This is a genomic window from Kosakonia sp. S42 (assembly GCF_016624785.1).
Classification (GTDB): domain Bacteria; phylum Pseudomonadota; class Gammaproteobacteria; order Enterobacterales; family Enterobacteriaceae; genus Kosakonia; species Kosakonia cowanii.
On the sequence record NZ_JACVTW010000005.1, the window covers coordinates 149,648 to 168,207 of the forward strand.

At 55.5% G+C, this 18,560-nt stretch carries 15 protein-coding genes; 11 read left to right on the plus strand and 4 right to left on the minus strand.

The features are described from left to right. Positions 1-9: 9 nt before the first annotated feature. The gene (locus tag IAE50_RS09445; protein ID WP_076770000.1) at positions 10-1,743 is read right to left on the minus strand and encodes a potassium/proton antiporter; all 1,734 of its coding nucleotides are present in this window, start codon (positions 1,741-1,743) and stop codon (positions 10-12) included. A 113-nt stretch (positions 1,744-1,856) separates the two neighbouring features. Further along, the gene (ldcA, locus tag IAE50_RS09450) at positions 1,857-2,768 is read right to left on the minus strand and encodes a muramoyltetrapeptide carboxypeptidase (protein WP_200580114.1); all 912 of its coding nucleotides are present in this window, start codon (positions 2,766-2,768) and stop codon (positions 1,857-1,859) included. A gap of 101 nt (positions 2,769-2,869) precedes the next feature. On the opposite strand from ldcA, the gene emtA reads away from it, so the two are divergent. Further along, the gene (gene emtA, locus IAE50_RS09455; RefSeq protein ID WP_023480169.1) at positions 2,870-3,484 is read left to right on the plus strand and encodes a membrane-bound lytic murein transglycosylase EmtA; all 615 of its coding nucleotides are present in this window, start codon (positions 2,870-2,872) and stop codon (positions 3,482-3,484) included. Here the strand turns inward: emtA and IAE50_RS09460 are convergent, their stop codons facing one another. Continuing rightward, positions 3,485-4,216, minus strand: coding sequence for a flagellar brake protein (locus tag IAE50_RS09460; RefSeq protein WP_200580115.1), 732 nt, complete (start codon positions 4,214-4,216; stop codon positions 3,485-3,487). Positions 4,217-4,425: 209 nt separating this feature from the next. Between IAE50_RS09460 and IAE50_RS09465 the strand changes: the two genes are divergently transcribed. Continuing rightward, positions 4,426-4,677, plus strand: coding sequence for a GlsB/YeaQ/YmgE family stress response membrane protein (locus IAE50_RS09465; protein WP_042711797.1), 252 nt, complete (start codon positions 4,426-4,428; stop codon positions 4,675-4,677). Positions 4,678-4,728: 51 nt separating this feature from the next. Here the strand turns inward: IAE50_RS09465 and IAE50_RS09470 are convergent, their stop codons facing one another. After that, positions 4,729-6,432 carry an alpha,alpha-trehalase gene (locus IAE50_RS09470; RefSeq protein WP_200580116.1) on the minus strand — a complete coding sequence of 568 codons (1,704 nt, stop codon included), beginning with the start codon at positions 6,430-6,432 and terminating at the stop codon, positions 4,729-4,731. A 969-nt stretch (positions 6,433-7,401) separates the two neighbouring features. Here IAE50_RS09470 and IAE50_RS09475 point away from each other — a divergent pair. The 9 genes from IAE50_RS09475 (at position 7,402) to tssC (ending at position 18,523) form a co-directional block, all read left to right on the plus strand. Continuing rightward, a complete protein-coding gene (locus IAE50_RS09475) occupies positions 7,402-7,893 on the plus strand; it encodes a hypothetical protein (RefSeq protein ID WP_042711795.1) in 492 nt (163 codons plus the stop codon). A 23-nt stretch (positions 7,894-7,916) separates the two neighbouring features. After that, the gene (tssJ, locus tag IAE50_RS09480) at positions 7,917-8,423 is read left to right on the plus strand and encodes a type VI secretion system lipoprotein TssJ (RefSeq protein ID WP_042711793.1); all 507 of its coding nucleotides are present in this window, start codon (positions 7,917-7,919) and stop codon (positions 8,421-8,423) included. Between the two features lie 23 nt (positions 8,424-8,446). Beyond that, positions 8,447-9,790, plus strand: coding sequence for a type VI secretion system baseplate subunit TssK (tssK, locus tag IAE50_RS09485; RefSeq protein WP_042711792.1), 1,344 nt, complete (start codon positions 8,447-8,449; stop codon positions 9,788-9,790). 17 nt (positions 9,791-9,807) lie between these two features. Further along, positions 9,808-11,046 (plus strand): DotU family type VI secretion system protein, encoded by a 1,239-nt coding sequence (locus IAE50_RS09490; protein ID WP_076769996.1) that lies wholly within the window; start codon positions 9,808-9,810, stop codon positions 11,044-11,046. Positions 11,047-11,049: 3 nt separating this feature from the next. Beyond that, positions 11,050-14,661 (plus strand): type VI secretion system membrane subunit TssM, encoded by a 3,612-nt coding sequence (tssM, locus tag IAE50_RS09495; RefSeq protein WP_200580117.1) that lies wholly within the window; start codon positions 11,050-11,052, stop codon positions 14,659-14,661. An 18-nt stretch (positions 14,662-14,679) separates the two neighbouring features. Continuing rightward, positions 14,680-15,390 (plus strand): type VI secretion system-associated protein TagF, encoded by a 711-nt coding sequence (gene tagF / locus IAE50_RS09500; protein WP_023480097.1) that lies wholly within the window; start codon positions 14,680-14,682, stop codon positions 15,388-15,390. 11 nt (positions 15,391-15,401) lie between these two features. Further along, positions 15,402-16,418: a type VI secretion system protein TssA gene (tssA, locus tag IAE50_RS09505; protein WP_094419664.1), complete on the plus strand. Its 1,017-nt coding sequence runs from the start codon at positions 15,402-15,404 to the stop codon at positions 16,416-16,418. A 74-nt stretch (positions 16,419-16,492) separates the two neighbouring features. Then, the gene (gene tssB, locus IAE50_RS09510) at positions 16,493-17,017 is read left to right on the plus strand and encodes a type VI secretion system contractile sheath small subunit (protein ID WP_023480163.1); all 525 of its coding nucleotides are present in this window, start codon (positions 16,493-16,495) and stop codon (positions 17,015-17,017) included. Positions 17,018-17,020: 3 nt separating this feature from the next. Then, positions 17,021-18,523, plus strand: coding sequence for a type VI secretion system contractile sheath large subunit (gene tssC / locus IAE50_RS09515; RefSeq protein WP_023480123.1), 1,503 nt, complete (start codon positions 17,021-17,023; stop codon positions 18,521-18,523). Positions 18,524-18,560 lie beyond the last annotated feature (37 nt).

Here is an 18,560-nt window from a genome sequence, read left to right on the forward strand (position 1 = left end):
GCGAGGCGCTTACTCCGCCTCGCTTTCCACCACTTTTACACCCACTTTTGATACCGAATTCTCACTCTTCTCTGCCACGGTCCAGATCATACCGGCAAACTCAACCTGATCACCCACCACCGGAGCGGCACCCAGCAGTTGCTGAACAATCTCACCAAGCGTTTGCTGGTTGTCGCGATGCTCAAGTCCCTCATCAAGACCATAAATCATCGCTATGTCGGCAAACTTGGCATTCGCTTCGAGGATGAAGTCACCAAAGAAGCGCTGATCCAGTGACACCGGCGGCGACTCACTGAAGAGTTTTCCGAGAGCTGGCAGATCTTTTTCGCGACCAATCACGCAGAGTACATCCCCTTCACGTAACCGGGTGCTGCCGGTTGGATGAAGCAGGCTGTTATCGCGGAACAGCGCCGCAATGCGCGTCTCTTCCGGCATGTGCAGGTCGCGCAGCGCCGCACCAACGCACCACTTATCGGCACTCAGTTGGTAGACGAACTGCTCGAAGGGGTTATCGGGGTGAATATCCAGCCCAACGCGCGAAACCGGCCAGCCCACCGGCGGCACCACCACTTTCGCTTTTTTCGCCGCCCAGCCCAAAGACGTTCCCTGGAACAGCAGCGAAATCAACACCACGAAGAAGGCGACATTAAAGAAGAGGCGGGCGTTGTCCAGCCCGGCCATCATCGGGAAGGTCGCCAGAATAATCGGCACCGCGCCGCGCAGACCGACCCAACTAATAAAGATGCGCTCGCGCAGGTTAAAACCGCGAAAAGGCAGCAGGCTGGCGAACACCGAGAGCGGGCGGGCAATAAAGATCATCCACGCCGAGAGGATCAGCGCAGAGAGTGCAATCGGCATTAAATCAGATGGCGTCACCAGCAGTCCGAGCACAAGGAACATCGCAATTTGCGCCAGCCAGGCGAGGCCATCGAAGTTTTGCAGGATGCCGAAGCGATTACGAATCGGGCGATTGCCTAACACGAACCCACATAAATAGACCGCCAGAATGCCGCTGCCGTGCAGCGCTGTGGTAACAGAGAAGATCAGAATGCCGCCGCTCAATGCTAATAAAGGATAGAGCCCGGGCGGCAGGGCAATGCGGTTGATCATCTGTTGCAGCAGGTAGCCGCCCGCGCCACCAAGCAGTATGCCGAGGCCAAACTCGCGCAGAATATGCAGGAAGAAGGTGAAATCAATATTGGCGTGATGGCTCTGGATCATCTCAATCAGCGTGATGGTCAGAAACACCGCCATTGGATCGTTGCTGCCGGACTCAATCTCAAGCGTTGAGCCGACACGCTCGTTCAGCCCTTTACCGCCGAGCAGCGAGAAGACCGCCGCCGCATCGGTTGAGCCGACTATCGCGCCAATCAGGAAGCCTTCCATAATGTTGAGCTTGAAGAGCCAGGCCGCCATCATGCCGGTCAGACCTGAAGTAATCAGCACCCCGACAGTTGCCAGCGAGAGCGCGGGGCCGAGGGCAACGCGAAAAGAGCTGGCGCGCGTGCGCATACCGCCGTCGAGCAGAATGATCGCCAGTGCCAGGTTACTAACCATATAGGCCAGCGGGTAGTTGTCGAAGGGAATGCCACCGATGCCGTCAACGCCTGCCAACATACCAATCGCCAGAAAAATGACCAGAATCGGAATACCAAGGCGGGATGAGAACGAACTCAATAAAATACTGCAGGTTACCAGTACAGAACCCAGAATAAACAGACTAATTATCGCCCCAGCGTCCAATGGTATGCATCTCCTTCTCTTCTCGGTGAGATCCCGGCACGGACCGGGATTTATTACGGCACATTATAATAACGGCAGAAAAAGCAATTTAATAAGGGCATTAAGGGCTTTTTTTACGCCGAGATTGTGGGATGGCCTGTGAGGGTCAGCGTTGATTTTTCAGCGTGTTGCAATATGGCGTGCGCACCCAGCGGCAACGTGACGGTTTTCGCTTCGTGGCCGAAGTCCAGCCCGGCGATCACCGGGATTGCCACCCGTGAACGTAACCAGGCCACCATCTTCTCTAAAGTGTAGCCCGCATCGTAATCGTTGGGTTGCGCATGGGAGAAACTGCCGAGGATCAGCGCGCGCTGCTGCGCGAGGATCCCACTATAGAGCAGCTGTAACAGCATGCGCTCAACGCGGTAAGGATGCTCATTGATATCTTCAACCACCAGAATGCCGCCGGGCACTGTTGGCAGCCAGGGGGTGCCAATCAGCGAGGTCAGCATCGCCAGGTTTCCGCCCCATAATCTTCCTTCAACATGGCATTGCGGCCCGTCGCCGTCCCACTCAACGGTAAAGGATTTATTGCGTATTGCCCGCCAGAAGTGCTCCTGCGTAAAGGCATTGAGCGGTTCAGCACCAAAGTTGCCCGCCAGCATCGGGCCGCTAAAGGTGATGGTGCCACCCGCCGCCAGTAGGCCGCACTGAATCGCAGTAAAGTCGCTGTGGCCGCAAATCACCAGTGGTTGCTGCTGCTGGCGCTCGACCAGTGCCTGCCAGTCAATGTCGGCCAGCAGTCGGCTTGCGCCGTAGCCACCGCGCACCGGCATAACAATCAGATTTTCCCCAGCCAGACGGGCGAGGTCATTGATGTCCGCCAGCCTTTCAGCTTCGCTACCGGCAAAACGTTCCTCACGCCGCGTAATCACCTGTTGGTTATGGACCTGATGGCCCTCGCGGGTCAGCCGTTCAACGGCCAGCGCCGCAGCACGCTGATTGATGCAGTACCCGGAGGGGGCAATTAAATGGAAAGTGGACATGGCATTTCCTTGCTGACATCTCTAAACAAACAGTTATCATGCCGCTAACCCTGGTCATTGTCATCCGCCGTGATGTACAGCTTATATAAGGATTTTCTGGCGTGAAATTAAGATGGTTTGCCTTTTTAGTGGTGCTGCTGGCGGGCTGTAGCTCGACAAAACAGGATTATCGTAACCCTGACTGGAACCCGGAAGTGCCGGTCAAACGGGCGATGCAGTGGATGCCAATTAGCGAGAAAGCCGGCGCGTCATGGGGCGTAAGCCCGGAACTGATTACGGCGATGATTGCCGTGGAGTCCGGAGGCAACCCGGAGCTGGTGAGTAAATCGAATGCGGTAGGTCTGATGCAGCTGAAGGCGTCAACGGCGGGGCGCGAAGTCTATCGTCGTATGGGCTGGAGCGGGCAACCCTCAACACGCGAGCTGAAAAACCCGGAGCGCAATATTTCAATGGGGGCAGCCTACCTGAGCATTCTGGAACATGGGCCGCTTGCCGGGATCAAAGATCCGCTGGTGATGCAGTACGCGCTGGTGGTCTCGTATGTGAATGGCGCGGGTGCGCTGCTACGCACCTTCTCTTCAGACCGCCAGGAGGCGATTGACGAGATTAACTCGCTAAGTCCGAAGGGCTTTTTGCAGCACGTAGCGGAAAAACACCCCGCGCCACAAGCCCCGCGCTATATCTGGAAAGTCCAAAAAGCGATGGATGCGATGTAATTAGCGCACCCGGCTGGCGCGTTCGCGCGCTTCGCGCTCCAGCGCAAAGATAATGCGCTGGAGTTCGCGCTCGACGCCCGGGCTGACATTTAAAAAGCGGAAGCTCAGCCTTGGCGTGGCGATGGTGTCATTTTTACCATCCACAACTTTGCGTTCGCCCACTGCAATCAACTGCGCATCAAAGTAGAACTGCCCCCACGACGCCATATCCAGTTCGACCTGCGTGAAGCGCATGCCAGGCTGGACATTCTCCGGCAACGCGCCGTCCAGCAATGCGCCCATGCCGCCCAGTGAGAGATCGAAGAGACGAAAGCGCAACTGGCTCTTATCGGGTAACTTCGCTTTGCAGAAGTAAGCCGGGTGGAGCGGGGCGCTAATACGGAAATATTCCCGACGTTGAATAAACCACAGCGTTTCCGGGAGCGGCGTGATAAACGCAGGCAGATCCTGATAATCGCCGGTGGTGAGCGCATTAAGCGTGAACTCAACCTTTGCGCCATGGGTTTCAGCGGTAATAGTCACTTTACCGGCACGCTGAACGGCGCTGTTTTCATACTCCTGGCTACCAAAATCCATCACCAGCATCTCAGAGTTAACCTCGAGAATTTTGCTGATAAATTGACCGCTACCCCAGCTGATGCACACCGGCACCTGAGTGTTTTGCAGGTCGCGCAAGACGCCCAGCACGGCCAGAGGATTTTGCTTCAGGAACTGCTCACTGTAATTGCTCACGCCGAATGGCTCCTCGATACTGACACAACGTCGATTGTTTATCGGCAATCTATGCCAGAACTTAATACAAATGGTAGAAATTATCTCATTAAATTATGAATTAAATCTGTGAGATGGCAGCGCTTTTGCGCAAGACATCTATACTGTACGCAACGCACTGCAAGGTAGTGTGTTCATTTACACGTCATAAACGAAAGGAGAAAGTGAATATGGGTATTCTCGCGTGGATTTTATTTGGCCTGATTGCGGGCGTTATCGCGAAATTCATTATGCCAGGACGCGACGGCGGCGGCTTTATTCTGACCTGTGTTCTGGGGATTGTAGGGGCAGTGGTCGGTGGCTGGCTGGCGACAATGTTCGGTTATGGCGGCGACATTACGGGCTTCAACATGCACAGTTTTATCGTCGCGGTGATTGGCGCGATTGTGGTGCTGGCAGTTTTCCGACTTGTACGCCGGTAACGGATTTTCTCTGAAAAAAGGCCGCACTTTGATGCGGCCTTTTTTTATACACTACTGCGCGACTTTCTGCGCCGTTGGCTCAGCGGCAGGCCTGGCCTCATCCGCAGGCTGTTTTTGCGGTACGCTGTCGCACGGTTTCTCTTTCGGACAGATGAGATCGAGCATTTTTAGCGTCACGCCATTACTCCAGCCAAAGCCATCCTGCAGCGGATATTCACCGCCGCCCCCGCCTGTGCCAGTGGAGCTGACATCATATTTTTCTACCAGCTTCTGTTCGCGATCGTAGGTGTGCTGAACATTGGTCAGGAAGCGCCAGCTGACACTCATCGCCAGTTTTTGGTGGTCGTAGTTCTGCAACCCGGCGGCGGCGACCCACTGCAGCGGTGCCCAACCATTCGGCGCATCCCACTGTTGACCGCTTTTAACCGTAGTCGTGGTGATGCCGCCCGCTTTTAACAGCCGCGCTTCGGTCACCGCCGCTACTTTGTCGGCGCGATCTTTTGCCGCCGCGTTAACAAACAGCGGATAGAGCGCCGCGGCGGTCAGCTGATTACGCACCTTTTTGGTTTTCAGATCGTAATCGGCGTACCAGCCCTCTTTTGTATTCCACAGATTGGTTTCGATGGCTTTTTGCCGGGCTGTTGCCAGCGCGTCGTAGTGACTCGCTTTAGCGCTATCGCCAGAGACCTGATAAGCGCGGGAGAGCATCTTCTCCATCTTAAACATCAGGGCATTGAGGTCGACCGGCACAATGCTGGTGGTGCGGATCGTGCCAAGCTGCTCAGGATCATCCATCCAGCGGGAGCTAAAGTCCCAGCCGGAAGCCGCAGCGGCGCGAAGATCGCGGTAGATCTCTGTCGCCGGGCGGTTCGGATTGTTTTTGGCTGTGGTGACATCTGCCAGCCACGACTCCGGACGCGGCGTGGAGGAATCATCCCAGTAGCGGTTGAGAATGCTGCCATCGCTTAACTTCACCACGCGTTTATTTGCTTCGCCCGGCTGCAGCGCATCAGCGCCCTCCATCCAGTACTGATACTCTTTTTCCATCTGCGGCAGCCAGGTTTTCAGCACCTCATCACCGTCATGTGTCGCCAGTAACTCCACCATTAATGAGAAGAAGGGCGGTTGAGAACGGCTGAGGTAGTAGCTGCGGTTGCCATTCGGAATATGTCCCCAGGTATCAATTTCATAGCCGAAGTTGGCGACCATATCTTCGATTTTGTCCCAGTGACCGCTTTCGGCAAGGCCGAGCATGGTGAAGTAGCTGTCCCAGTAATAGACTTCGCGAAATCGCCCGCCGGGCACAACATAGGGTTTAGGCAGCGGTAAGAGTGAGTCCCATTTGCCCGCGCTATCCGTGGTGCGCGTCAGTTCTGGCCATAAGCCGTCGATATGTTCACGCAGGTTTTGTCCGGCAGGCGGCACATAGGGCTTACCTTTTTCTGGCAGCGTGAAGTTAACCTCGACGAAATGGCGCAGATCGAAGCTGCTCTGGTTCCGTTGCATGCGGTAATCCGCAAGGATCATCAGTGGGTCGCTCTTGGGCACGGCATCGGCAAAGGTTTTTTGATCGGGAAAGAGTTTGGCGCTTTGCACATCACTGAATAACGGACCGAGAAGAATGTCGGGAGTTTGCGGCGGGTTTTGCGCTTCAGCAGCGAATGTTGGGGCATTTGCGGCAAGGAATGTTCCACCCAATGCAAGTTGCATGACCAGAAAGAGGGTGCGCGGCTGGCGCAAAACAGGTTTTATCATTGACGTCTCCTTAGCAAGCAGGCAGCGGGCCGCTGCATTCAACCTTGACCAAAACCATAGACGAATCTCAGACAATTCGTGTGCTGTGCCCGGCAATTTGTGTCAATACGGAGAAATTACCTCTCGCCTCTGAGCAATTCGGCTGTTCAAAGCGTACGGCAGTGGCGACGAGATCCGTCTGTAAGGATGAGAAGGCAGATATCAAAGAGATCGCATACCGGATTGCCTTATTTTTAATCACCGGCCTTTTGCTGAATGGATTCGGTTAAGCGCGCTTTATTAGAGTTTAGTCACACTGAATGAAATAAAGTACAGCGGGTACCTTGTAAAAGCGATTTACTGCGGTAATAGTTTTGCCTGTAACTATCTTTTTTGCAGAATACGAAGAGTAAAAGTCGATATATTTCGCAAAAAAAGAGGCTGTGGCGAAGAAAAGTCCCAAATAAACATTCTTAGCGCAAAGGTTAGCCCGACAATGTGGAATATCAGCTACCAAATATTGTAGTATTGCTTCGCTCTTTTTGACTTTTAGGAATTGTCCTATCTCATATTTCGGTCTGTATACTACCGGATTATGCATATAAAATTTTTATTATTATTCATCAGTTTAGGATTATAATTGGCGGAGAGGGATTCATCTCAGAACAAAATTTTGCCGTTTTTCTGCTTAAGTGAAATTAATTCTTGAGATTTATCCTAATTTGCAAAAGAATTAAGTAATAGTTTTTCAACGGCTCGGCAATGATATTGAATTGAATTATCCGATCTGTAAAATCATGTCACGATAGTCAATGAAAAGTAATATTGTTGCGGCGGTCCTCGCGGACAGGCTCGTGCGGTAGCTATGCCCTTAATTCATTAACAGGTCGTTTAACGGACAAGGAACTGAGTCATTCATAACGATTTCATTTCCCCTATCCATAACGATGCACGTCAACACAGTAATATATTTGCAATGGAACAAACCCTATGAACATGCGAATCGTATTGGCACTTCTTTTTGTATTTGGCGTCTCTGGCTGTGTAAAACATCAGAAACCCGCACCTTCCGACGACACAATTGTTACCAGTGAAGTGAATGGCGTAACCCTGACCCACCGTTATGCCGTACTGCCGCCGAAGGAGTTCGAACCGGTTAAACAAGACTACCGCGCACTCTATCCGGCATCTGTAATGAGCAAACCTGATTTCGGCGGCAAAGTCATTCGCCAGCTGGAAGCGGGCAAAACCTACGTTGTGCTTGGTCAGGTTGAACACTTCTGGATGGCGCTGGCCGATGAAGGTCAGGAAGAGCTGATTGGCTACGTGCCGATGCGTGCGGTCGTTAAAAGCGATCTGTACGAAAAAACGCTGCGTAACGATCGCCGCAAAGTTCAGCGTAAAAAAGCGAACTGTGTAACGGTCGACGGCAGCGGTAAAGCTTGCAAAAACGTTAAATCCGGGACCTGGATCATCGATTAATCCAGCCGTGATGAGTACCTGCTATGAATAATAATTCGGTTGTACGCCAGATTAGCCTGGTGTTTTTCTTTGTGCTGGCCACCCTGGCCAGCGGTTGTGGATCGTCTTCACACAGCGTACCTACCAGCTATAACCTTCAGTTCAGGGCTCATCCGCAAATCAATGAGTCCGCTCCCCTTAAAGTCAGGGTGTTGCTGTTGAAATCGGACGCGACATTTATGTCCGCCGATTTCTGGTCGCTGCAAAACAACGCCGATAGCGCACTGGGCGGCAATCTGCTGAACAGTGATGAGTTCTTCCTGATGCCCGGTCAGCTGTCAAAAACGCTGTCCGGCAACAGTTCGCCTGAAGCGCGCTACATCGGCGTGATGGCGGAGTATCAGGCGCTGGACGGCAAAAAATGGCGAATCTCCCTGCCGCTTCCGGTACAGGGGGAGTCTCACTTCTATGAGTTCTGGAAATCGTCAGAAGATGCGCTGGAAGCCAACATCTTTCTCGACGTTAACGGAATACGCGTGATTTCCAAATAGCGCCATCCTGACAGGAATACAGTATGAATAAAGCAGAAAAGGTCGTCTGGACCGAAGGTATGTTTCTGCGTCCTCACCATTTTCAACGCGCGGAAAGCTATCTTCAGCACCATATTCGCGAGTGGGGAACACTGCAGCGGCCCTATCTTTGGGGCTACCTTGATATCGAACTCGACGACGCGATGCTTCGCCAGGGATGCATTGCCGTCAGTTACGCCAGCGGCTTATTGCCAGACGGCACCTTCTTCTCTTTCAACGATGCTCGCCAGGCGCCAACCCCGCTGGTGATCCCGGATAATCTCACTAACGAACGTGTCGTGCTGGCGCTGCCAGCACGTCGCGGCGGTCGTGATGAAGTGATTTTCAGCGAAGAGAAAGATTCGCTGGCGCGCTACATCACCTGGGAGAGCGAAGTCGATGATGATAACGCGATGTCCGTTGGTCCCGCTGCGGTGCAGTTTGGGCGCCTGCGCCTGAAGCTGATGCTGGAGAAGGATCTCAGCGCAGAGTGGACGGCAATTGGCGTGGCGCATGTGCTTGAAAAGCGCAACGACAACCAGGTTCGCATCGATAATCGCTATATTCCGCCGATGTTAAACGCGGTCAACAACCCCTCACTTTACGCCGTGATGAACGATCTGCAGAGCCTGCTGATGCAGCGCAGCCAGCAGATTGGTCAACGTCTGCGCCAGCCTGGGCGTTTCAACACCTCTGAAATGGTGGAGTTCTCGCTTCTGGCACTGATTAACCATCACGTCGGGCAGATGTCGCACCTGAAATCGCTGCCGATGATCCACCCGGAAGAGTTATGGCGCAGCTGGCTGGCGTTTGCCACCGAGCTCACCACCTGGACCGCGGCGCGCTCGCCGGAAGAGACGCTCCCCATTTACGACCATGACGATCTCGCTGGCTGCTTCAGTAAACTGCAGCTGATGCTGCGCCAGGGTTTGTCGCTGGTAATGGAAGAGCATGCCATCCAGTTGCCGCTCACCGAGCGCACCCATGGACTCAATATCGCCACGCTGCCTACCACCACGATGGCGCGCGAGTTTGGTTTTGTATTGGCGGTGAAAGCCAGCGTGCCGGGCGAAATTCTGCAAACCCACTTCCCGGCGCAGATGAAAGTTGCGCCGGTGACCAAAATCCGCGATCTGGTGCAGCTTCAGCTGCCTGGCATGAAGCTACGCAGCATGCCTGTTGCACCGCCGCAAATTCCATGGCACGCCGGTTATAACTATTTTGAACTGGAAAAGGGCGGCGAGCTCTGGAACGAAATGGAAAAATCGGGCGCTTTCGCACTGCATCTGGCGGGCGAATTCCCCGGTCTTGATATGGAATTTTGGGCCATCCGTAGCCCGACGGAATAACACAGCGAGCGCACACTATGCAGCAACAACACGCCTCCGGCAGTGATGCCGTCCTGGCAGGAGCAAGTGGTAACAATCCGTTGGTGGCGGCCGCAAATCCGCTGCTCAATGCGATACCGCAGATCCGCTATTCGGTCTCTCATGACGATCAGAGCGGGCTACGTCAGCACCTGATAGATGAAATCCGCCGTTTTGAAGTACGCTGCCAGCAATCTGGCCTGGCGTACGAAGTCATCGTGGGCGCACGCTACTGTCTTTGCACCGCTCTGGATGAAGCCGCCGCGCTCACACCGTGGGGCAGCCGCGGCGTGTGGTCCGGCAGCGGCCTGCTGGTGACGTTTCACAACGAAACCTGGGGCGGGGAGAAGTTCTTCCAGCTGCTGGCGCGTCTGTCGCAAAACCCGCGCGAACATATCGCGCTGCTGGAGTTAATCAACTTCTGCCTGCTGCTGGGTTTTGAAGGTCGCTACCGCGTGATGGACAACGGCCGTACACAGCTTGAAACCATCAAGCAGCGTTTATGGCAGATGATCCGCGGCGTACGTGGCAACTACCCACCGCCGCTCTCGCCGCATCCGGAAGATCAGCCGGTGATGCGCAAATTGTGGCGTCCGGTGATCCCTTTGTGGGCGTGTGCCGGGCTGGCGGGTTTCCTCGCCTGCCTCTTCTATATCGTCCTCAACTGGCGGCTGGGCGACAACACCAATCCGGTGCTGGCGAAGATCTACCAGACACAGCTGCCGGAAGTCTCCGTTCAACAGCCGGTGCAGCATGTGCAGCCGGTGCTGAACCTGCGCGAGTTCCTGCGTCCTGAAATCAAGGCCGGCCTGGTGGCGGTACGTGATGAGGCCGATCGCAGCGTCGTGACTCTGAAAGGTGACGGGCTGTTTGCCTCTGCCTCCACGGTTGCGCGCGATAGCTACGAGCCGGTCATCGACCGCGTTGCGCAGGCAATGAACAATGTCAGCGGTAAGATCCTGGTGGTCGGCTTCAGTGATAACGTGCCGATTCGCAGCGCCCGTTTCGCCTCCAACTATGAACTGTCGCTGGAGCGCGCGCGCTCTGTGCAGTCGCTGCTGCAAAAACACCTTTCGCAGCCGGAGCGTGTGAAAGCCGAAGGGCGAGGGGAGATGGATCCCATCGCGCCGAACAACTCGGCCGAAAACCGCGCGCGTAACCGCCGTGTCGAAATTACCTTGCTTGTGTCGCCGGAAAATACGGCTGCCGAGCTGAACGGACTGCCGCAAGGAAACTAATGGATGAACATGTTGCTTTCGTTGCTGACTAACCGCATTTTGTGGGGTTTCCTTGGCGTTACCGGGCTGGCTGCGGTTATCTGGATGATCGGGCCGCTGCTGTCGGTCGTCGACTCCCGACCGCTGGAGTCCGAACAAAACCGCATGATCGCCATTGCGGTGATGTACCTGATTTGGGTTCACAGCCACATTGTGCCGCGTCTCTATAATGCGTGGCTCAACCGCAAGCTGATGGACAACCTCAAAAGCGAAGAGGCGAAAGATCCCGCTGAGCGTCAACGTCTGACCAGCGACGATCAGGTGCTGAATGACCGTTTCGAAGAGGCGGCACAGGTACTGAAAAAAGCGCACTTTAACCAGCCGGGCCAGCGTGGCCTGTGGACGCAGCGTTTCAGTACCCAGTATCTCTATCAGCTGCCGTGGTATGTGATTATCGGCGCGCCAGGCTCTGGTAAAACCACCGCGCTGGTAAACTCCGGCCTGCAATTCCCGCTCGCCGATCGCTTCGGTAAAACCGCATTGCGCGGTATTGGCGGCACGCGCAACTGCGACTGGTGGTTCACCAATGAAGCCGTTCTGCTGGATACCGCCGGACGCTATACCACGCAGGAGAGCGAGCAGATTCAGGATGCCAGCGAGTGGAATAAATTCCTCGGCCTGCTACAGAAATACCGCCGTCGCCAGCCGATTAACGGCGTGATTATCACCATCAGTATCGCTGACCTGCTGACCCAGTCTGCTGAAGCCTCGCGCGAGCAGGCGCTCAATCTGCGTAAACGTCTTACCGAACTGCATGAGCAACTGGGCATCCGTTTCCCGGTCTATGTGCTGGTAACCAAAGCTGACCTGCTTAAGGGTTTCCGCGCCTATTTCTCTGGCTTTGATAAAGCGCAGCGCGACCAGATTTGGGGCTTCACCTTCCCGTGGGAAAAAGCGAAGCTCGCCGATTTCGATCTGCAGGGCAGTTTCATTCAGGAGTTTGCCCTGCTGCAACAGCGTCTGGACGCCGGCCTGCCGGATACGATGCTGCGTGAAAGCGATCCACAGGCGCGCGCTGAGTGCTTCCTCTTCCCGCAAGAGTTTGCCGCGCTGCGTCCGCTGCTGTCGGACTATCTTGATACGATTTTTGCCCGCTCCAATTTTGAGACCGAGTTCTCGCCGCGCGGTATCTATTTCGCCAGCGGCACGCAGGAAGGTCTGCCATTCGATCGGGTGATGGGTGAGCTTAATCGTGCACTCTCTCTGCCGCAGGGCAAGTCGGGCGATAGTTGGGATTCCGTCAGCAAGGATGAGCCGGTGCCGGGTGGTAAAGGGCAGAGCTTCTTTATCAAGCATCTGCTGCAGAACGTTATCTTCCAGGAGGCGGGGATCGCCGGGCAGAACCGCTGGTGGGAGCTGCGCAGCCGTGCAGTCATCTGGTCTGGTTATGCCGCACTGCTGGCTTTGCTGGTTATCCTTAGCGCGCTCTGGTTCACCAGCTACGGCAACAACAAAGATTACCTTGATGAAGTCCAGGCGAAAGTGCCGGCGCTCGATCAGGAGATTAAAGCGCTGCGTAACCGCCAGCAGGGGGATCTGTTTGCCTTACTGCCGCTGCTGAATGGCCTTGCCGAACTGCCGCAGAGTGAAGAGTTCGATATCAATCATCCGCCGATCACCCGCCGTATGGGGCTCTATCGCGGTAACGATGTGTCGGATGCCTCGCAGGCGCTCTACCGAAAAGCGCTGGAGCAGATGCTGCTGCCGGAAGTGGCAATGCGCGTCACCACCTGGCTGCGTAATGACAACGGCAGTGACGTCGAGTACAGCTATGAAGCGCTGAAAGCGTATCAGATGCTCTACCAGCCAAAACATTACGATGGCAAATTCCTGCACTCATGGGTGATGCTCAATCTGGAGCGCAACCTGCCGCAGAATGTGACCAAAGCCCAGATCCGCCAGCTTGAGTGGCACCTGATGCAGTTGCTGGAGCGGCAGATTGTCGCTTCACCCTATGCAAAAGATGATGCGCTCATCAGCCGCGAGCAGGCGTTGATTAACCAGCAGCCACTCTCAACCCGTGTTTATGGACGCCTTAAACGCCTGCTGGAGCGTGATGAAAACCTCAAGCCGGTGTCGCTGACTACGCTGGGTGGTCCGCAGAGTGAATTGGTCTTCTCGCGTAAAAGCGGCAAGCCGGTAAACGATGGCATTCCTGGGCTCTACACGCCGGACGGTTACTGGAACAGTTTCAATGCGCAGATTGCGCCGGTGACCGCCTCACTGCATGAAGATGACGCATGGGTATTAGGCTCAACCACGCAGCCTGAAGACAAACAGCAGACGGATAATGCAGTGCGCCAGCTCTACGCTCGCGACTTCATTACCCTCTGGGACAGCTTCTTAAGCGATATTCAGTTGAATAACAGCGCCGATCTCAATCAGCGCATCAACACCGCGCGTGTTCTCTCCAGCAACAACTCACCGCTGCGCCGTCTGGTGGTTAACCTCAGCCAGCAACTGACGCTGGTGCGCGATGACCCTGCGGCGGCGGAGAAAGAGAAAAGCCCTGAAAGCAGCAATCGCGGTACACAGATGCTGGAGTCGCTCTTCAGCAATCGTGAAAACAACGCTGCGGGCAACGCGGCCGCTAACCAGACGCCTGAACAGCGCGTGACCGAGCACTTTGCGCCGATCATTGAGCTGGCGCAGCCGCTGGAGAAGGGCGGTAAAACCATCGTCTTTGATGATTTCCTCAAACAAGTTGATGAACTCTATCGCTATCTGACGGCGGTGCAGGACGCGGCCAACAGCGGTATGCCAGCACCGGGTGGTGAAGCAATCAGCCGCCTGCAGGCCAGCGCAGGGCGCTTGCCGGGCGGTCTGCAAACCATGTTCAGCAACATGGCGGTCGGCGCGAGCAGCGATACGCAACGTCGTGATATGGAAAATGTGCGTAAACGCATCAGCGTCGAAGTGGGCAGCTTCTGCCGCCAGGCGATCGCCGGGCGTTACCCGCTGGTGCGTTCTGCCAGCGCTGAAGTGACGCCGGACGATCTGGCGCGTATGTTCGCCCCTGGTACCGGCCTGATGGATGTCTTCTTTCGCGATAACCTGACCAATAAGGTCGATACCACGCAGGCCACATGGCGCTTTATGCCGGGGATCGATGGCAAAACGCTGCCGGGAAGCGAAGGGGTGCTGGTCCCGTTCCAGCAGGCGCAGTCGATTCGCGATGCCTTCTTTGCCAATGGCAGTGCAACCCCCTCTTTTCGTACTACGGTGCGTACAGTGCGGATGGATAACACTATCCTCAATATGACGCTGGATGTGGACGGACAGATCCTGCGCTACAGCCACGGGCCGCAGGCGGTACAAATTGTTAGCTGGCCGGGCACAGGCGGCACCAACCAGGTGCGCATGCAGTTGGGTCTGGCCAATGGTACTACGGCAACACTGGTGACCAACGGCGCCTGGGCGCTGAACCGCTTTTTCGATAAAGCGCGCGTGAGCCCTGGCAGCAGCAGCCTGAGCCGCCAGGCGACATTCACGGTTGACGGGCATCAGGTCACGCTGGAGTTTGCGCCTAACAGTATCCGCAATCCGTTCCAGCTTCCACGATTCGCATGTCCTTGATCCGCAAAGGAACGCCTAATGACTACGACTTCTGCAATTAGCTGGTATGGGAAATTGCCCAGTGCGGGTGATTTTCTCCAGCGCCGCTTTCCAGACGCTCTGCAGCGTCAATGGTCCCACTGGTTTCAGGTGGGATTGATGAACTGGCAAAAAGAGGAGCAGCGCGGCGGTGAACGGCAGTTCAGCAATGCGCCAATCTGGAACTTCGTTGTACCGCCGATGCTGGGCGGGCAACAGGTTCAGATGGGCTGCCTGCTTCCCGGACGCGATAGCGTTGGCCGCCAGTATCCGCTCTGCGCGCTGATGGCGATTAACCCACTAGAGTGGTCGCCGCGTCACCTGGCACAAGCGGGTGACTGGTATCAGCAACTGGGACGCACCATGCTTCACGCCGTGCGCAACGGCTATTCGCCGGAGCAGCTCGATCAGGCGCTGCTGGCTATCCCACCGGTACAGCTGGCAGAGCCGGAAGCGCGCTCGGAAATTCTCGATGTGATTGGTTATGAAGGCGATGGCGAATCATCGATCGGCTGGCAGCAGGCCGCCGAGTGCTTTGATCCGCAGCGTCAGATTAGTTTCTGGTGGACCAACCGTAGCGACGGGTATCCGCTCTACACGCATGTACACAGCGGTAACTTTACCGGTCAACTCTTTACGCTACTGTTTGAACCGGCGGGCGGCGCAAGACCCGGTCGTCACGGTCTTTACCCACCAATGTTTGATGAATAAGCAGGTTGCGGATGACTATTGAAACGTTACTGGCTCCGGTTACTGCGGAGCAGCCGTGCGGTGAAAACCTTGAGTACGACGCCGATTTCCAGGCGATGGAGCAGGCGAGCCTTGGCAAAGCCGAGCAGCAGTTTGGCAGCACCATTATTCCTGCTGAACCGGCTGACTGGACGCGCGTGGAAAAACTGGCCACCGGCTTGCTGTCACGCACCAAAGATATCCGCGTGATGATGGCGTTGACCCACGCCTGGACACGCCGCCGCGGCCTTGAAGGGTATGCCGATGGTTTGCTGTTGCTGGGTCAGGCTCTCTCACTGTACTGGGATCAGCTCTGGCCATCGCTAACCGACGGCGGCGAGTTTGATCCCTTCTACCGCATTAACGCCCTGGCCGGGTTAAGCGATAAATCATCGCTAACCACCACGCTTCGCCAGTCCGTATTACTGCGCAGCAACGGCGATGAAATTATCGTGCGTGATGCGCAGTCGCTGCTCGACGGCAGCAAAACAGAGTGTGCAGGCTATCCCGGCGGACGGGTGCGCCTGATTGATGAGTTGACGCGTGGCGGTCAGCCCGGCATTGAAGCTATCGGGCAAATCGAAGGGCGTCTGCAAACCATCCGTACATGGCTGCTGGAACAACTGGGCGAAAGCGGGGTGCCGGAAATGGAACAGTTACTTAAGACCGTGGGTATGATTGCCGGTGTCAGCCGCGCTTCCCGCTCTGATGAGCCTGTAGAGACGACATCTGAGCCGCAACCAACGCAGAGCGCTGCGCAACCTGCGGCTGCCGTTCCGCTACCGGCGATGACCGACTGGCGTACCGCGCAGGTCGCCACGCGTGCGGATGCACAGTTAATGCTGGAGAAGGTAAAACAGTACTTTGCCCAGCATGAGCCGAGCCACCCCGCACCGCTGATGATCGACCGCGTGCAGCGATTAATCGAGCTGGATTTTATGGAGATCATTCGCGATCTGGCGCCGGACGGCGTCAATCAGCTACAAAATATTTTTGGGCGTCAGGAGTGACGCAAACCGCGTTATGACGGCAGGCGTGTTGCCTGTCATCAAACCTTCACCGCGTATATTCGATGGAGAACATCATGGCAATGAGTAACAGTGGTCAGAAATTTATCGCCCGCAACCGTGCGCCGCGCGTACAGATCGAGTACGACGTGGAAGTTTACGGCGCGGAGCGCAAAATCCAGCTTCCGTTTGTGATGGGCGTAATGGCGGATCTGGTAGGGAAACCGGTGGAGAACTTACCTTCTATTGAAGAGCGTAAATTTCTCGAGATCGACGTCGACAACTTCGATGAACGCATGAAAGCGCTGAAACCGCGCGTCGCGTTTAACGTAGACAACACCCTGACCGGTGATGGCCGTCTGAACGTGGATTTAACCTTTGAAAGCATGGATGACTTCCTGCCGGACGCCGTTGCCCGCAAAGTCGAACCGTTGAACAAGCTGCTGGAAGCGCGTACCCAGCTCTCTAACCTGCTGACCTATATGGACGGTAAAAACGGCGCTGAAGAGCTGATTGCAAAAGTTCTGCAGGATCCGACCCTGCTGAAATCACTCAGCCAGATGCCGAACAGTGACGAGAGCGCGCAAGGTAAAGAGGAATAATTGATGAGCAATCCTTCTCAACAACAAGAACTACAGCAGGGTGCCCAGTCCTTTAGCCAGGACGAGTTTAGCTCTCTGCTCAATAAAGAGTTTCGTCCAAAAACCGATCAGGCGCGCTCGGCGGTTGAAAGTGCGGTGAAAACCCTGGCGCAGCAGGCGCTGGAGAACACCGTTACGTTCTCATCCGACACCTATCGCACCATCCAGAACCTGATTGCCGGTATTGATGAGAAGCTGTCGCAGCAGATCAACCAGATTATTCACCACGAAGATTTCCAGAAGCTGGAGAGCGCCTGGCGCGGTCTGAGCCACCTGGTGAATAACACTGAAACCGATGAGATGCTGAAGATCCGCTTTATGAGCATCTCCAAGCAGGAGCTGGGTCGCAACCTGAAACGCTATAAAGGCGTCGGCTGGGATCAGAGCCCGCTGTTCAAAAAGATCTACGAAGAAGAGTATGGCCAGTTCGGTGGCGAACCGTTCGGCTGCCTGGTGGGCGACTACTACTTCGACCACAGCCCGCAGGATGTGGAGCTGCTGGGTGAAATGGCGCGCATTGGCGCGGCCTCACACTGCCCGTTCATCACCGGTACTGCACCAAGCGTGATGCAGATGGAGTCCTGGCAGGAACTGGCGAACCCGCGCGATTTGACGAAGATCTTCCAGAACACCGAGTACGCCGCATGGCGTTCGCTGCGTGAGTCTGAAGATGCGCGTTACCTGGGCCTGGTTATGCCGCGCTTCCTCGCGCGTCTGCCGTACGGTATTCGTACCAACCCGGTCGACAGCTTCGATTTTGAAGAAGAGACAGATGGCGCGAACCACAACAACTACACCTGGTCGAATGCCGCTTACGCAATGGCGACCAACATCAACCGCTCCTTCAAAGAGTATGGCTGGTGCACCTCTATCCGCGGCGTTGAGTCTGGCGGTGCGGTAGAAAACCTGCCTTGCCACACCTTCCCGAGCGATGACGGCGGCGTGGACATGAAGTGTCCGACCGAGATCGCTATCAGCGATCGCCGTGAAGCGGAACTGGCGAAAAACGGCTTTATGCCGCTGATTCATCGCAAAAACTCCGACTTTGCTGCCTTTATTGGCGCGCAGTCGCTGCAAAAACCGATGGAGTACCACGACGCTGATGCCACCGCCAACGCGCGTCTGGCTTCCCGTCTGCCGTATCTCTTCGCCTGCTGCCGTTTCGCGCACTATCTGAAGTGCATCGTGCGTGACAAAATCGGCTCCTTCCGCGAGCGTGATGAGATGGAACGCTGGCTGAACGACTGGGTGATGAACTACGTCGACGGTGACCCGGCAAACTCCTCGCAGGAGACCAAAGCGCGTAAACCGCTGGCTGCTGCAGAAGTGCAGGTGCAGGAAATTGAAGACAACCCAGGCTACTACGCAGCGAAATTCTTCCTGCGTCCGCACTACCAGCTTGAAGGTCTGACCGTTTCTCTGCGTCTGGTTTCAAAACTGCCGTCGCTGAAAACTAAAGAGGCGTAAGGCTGTAAGACCGTAAGCGCGATGCGCTTACGGTCAA